This is a genomic window from Moorena sp. SIO2C4, assembly GCF_010672485.1.
GTDB lineage: Bacteria > Cyanobacteriota > Cyanobacteriia > Cyanobacteriales > Coleofasciculaceae > Moorena > Moorena producens.
In genome coordinates this window covers 1-2,328 of record NZ_JAAHGN010001127.1, presented here as the reverse complement: position 1 = coordinate 2,328, position 2,328 = coordinate 1, and the positions used below count along the sequence as shown (strand labels likewise).

The 2,328-nt window shown below is 47.2% G+C and carries 3 protein-coding genes; all 3 read right to left on the bottom strand.

From position 1 onward, the window contains the following. Positions 1 to 88 precede the first annotated feature (88 nt). Entirely contained in the window at positions 89 to 487 is a 399-nt protein-coding gene (locus tag F6K20_RS34580; protein WP_071986889.1) for a WD40 repeat domain-containing protein, read from the bottom strand. Further along, positions 397 to 1,059 (bottom strand): WD40 repeat domain-containing protein, encoded by a 663-nt coding sequence (locus tag F6K20_RS34575; RefSeq protein WP_287297819.1) that lies wholly within the window; start codon positions 1,057 to 1,059, stop codon positions 397 to 399. The genes F6K20_RS34580 and F6K20_RS34575 overlap by 91 nt, the downstream gene beginning before the upstream one ends. Before the next feature lie 82 nt (positions 1,060 to 1,141). Next, positions 1,142 to 2,328, bottom strand: a 1,187-nt coding sequence (locus tag F6K20_RS34570) for a gamma-glutamyltransferase family protein (protein ID WP_287297817.1), incomplete at its 5' end; no start/stop codon positions are given.

The following is a 2,328-nucleotide window of genomic DNA, read 5'->3' as shown; positions in this document are numbered from 1 at the left end:
TCACTATCCCAACCCTGGCTACGAGGCGAAAAATAAGGGCAAGTCCGCCCCTAACACACCCTACGCACTTGGTCTGTTCGACTCAATACTATTGGGATTGACTAACTAACGACCAAATCCTGATCGTACCATCTTCGCCACCACTAACTAGAGTGTTTCCATCTGGACTAATGGCAACTGACCAAACCCAGCCATCATGTCCAGATAGAGTGCGCAGCAATTGTCTACTCTCTACATCCCACACCTTGATAGTTTTATCACTGCCAGCACTAGCGATAGTTTTGCCATCGGAACTAATGGCAATGGTAAGAATTGGTGCGGAGTGACTTTCGAGGATAGCTAATTCTTCGCCACTGTTGATATCCCACAACTTGACGGTTTTATCAACACTAGCAACTAGGATGTTGCTATCTTCACTAATGGCAATATCATAAATCTGGGTTGTTTTGAGATGGTTTGCCGCAATTCTAGGGAAGACAAATCCCAAATCTTGATAGAACGATCTGACCCGCCACTGGCACTAACCAAATGTTTTCCATCGGGACTAATGGCAACAGCAGTAACCCAGTCGGAATGCTCGGTAATGGTGCCTAAACTTTGGCCAGTGAGGACATCCCACACCATCACAGTCTTGTCAGGAGAGCCACTTACTAGGATTTTGCCATCGGGACTAATTGCTATTGATCTGACTATACCCGTATGTCCTTTCAAGGTACGAGGTGGTGCTCCAGTTTCTAGGTTCCAGATATTTATTTGTCTTTCTGTTGCGGCAGCGAGACGTTTACCATCTGCACTGATTACCAGAGCACTGGGCGTTCTCGTAAACCCTTTGATCGTCCTCTGTAGCCTACCATCCCTGAGATTCCAAAACTTGATGGTTTTGTCTTTACTGCTACTAATTAGGGTTTTACTATCTGGAGTAATGGCGAGAGAATTAACATCTGACCGATGACTTGAAATTACTTGAGTCAGCTGAGCCTCTTGCCAAGACTGGGCTAGCAATGGTTGTTGAGAATGTGAGCGTCCTAGGGTTAGCGGATAGACTCTCGTTGTAGCCATAGTTAAGATAACCGTAGTGCTAGATATAGCCAACAGCGCTATTAGTCTTTTTCTAAACATCTGTTGGATTGTCATCACCCCTTTACCCTGCTAACGCTAATCCATCACCACGGGGTTCAGATGCCGCTACCAAAACCCCTGACTGACGCAAGATTACTTGACCTTTACCAAAGTTTATGCTATCTGCCATAACCTGAATGTCATGACCCATATCAGCTAGCTCCAGAGCAATATGACGGGGTACACTCTGTTCCAACAGGACTTGTGACCCATCTACAAATCTCCATCTGGGGGCATCTAGAGCAGCTTGAGGATTCATCCCGTAATCTGCCAGATTAACCACTAACTGCACATGTCCCTGAGGCTGCATAGGGCCTCCCATAACTCCAAAGGGTCCTAGAGGTTGACCATTTTGAGTCAGAAAACCCGGAATAATGGTATGATACGACCGCTTACCTGGTGCGACTTGATTAGGATGACCGGATTCTGGGGTAAACCCTAAGGCTCGGTTTTGCAAGGCAATCCCAGTGCCAGGAATCACAATCCCACTCCCAAAGCCTTGAAAGTTGGATTGGATAAACGATACCATTAATTCTCCATCTGCTGCTGCTAGATAAACTGTCCCACCTTTGGGTAAACCGGGTTTTGCTAATGCGATCGCGTTTTCCCCAATTAACTTACGCCGTTCCCTGGCATACCCATGGTCTAATAAGGTTTCGATTGGGACTTCCATAAACCGGTGGTCAGTGATATGGCGGTGAACATCAGCAAAGGCTAGCTTCATGGCTTCGATTTGTAGATGGTAGCTTTGGGCTGATTCACGGGGATAGTGGCTTAAGTCAAAACCTTCGATTATATTCAATGCCATTAATGCCGCCATCCCTTGGGTGTTGGGGGGCATCTCCCATACGGTCAGGTCACGATAGTTAGTTGAAATCGGGTTTACCCACTCAGCTTGGTGGCTAGCTAGGTCAGCTTTGGTCAGCACGCCACCAGTATTAGCCGCAAAGTTTGCGATCGCATCAGCAATTTCCCCTTGATAAAAGCTTTCACCACCACTGTTTGCGATCGCTTTCAAGGTCTTAGCATGATCCTTACTCCCCCATACCTCCCCAGCTACTGGTGCGCGCTGGTTAGGGAAAAATACCTGTTTAAATGGTTCAAACTCTGGTCCAGTCAGGGGGAGGTACAGAGCTTCCGCTTGTTTCCAAGCTCTTGCTGTGACTGGAGAGACTGGAAATCCGGCTTCGGCGTATCGAATCGCTGGGA

Coding starts and splice junctions, on each gene's coding strand:
- F6K20_RS34575 (WP_287297819.1), bottom strand. CDS start 1,059: ATGGCTACAACGAGAGTCTATCCGCTAACCCTAGGACGCTCACATTCT.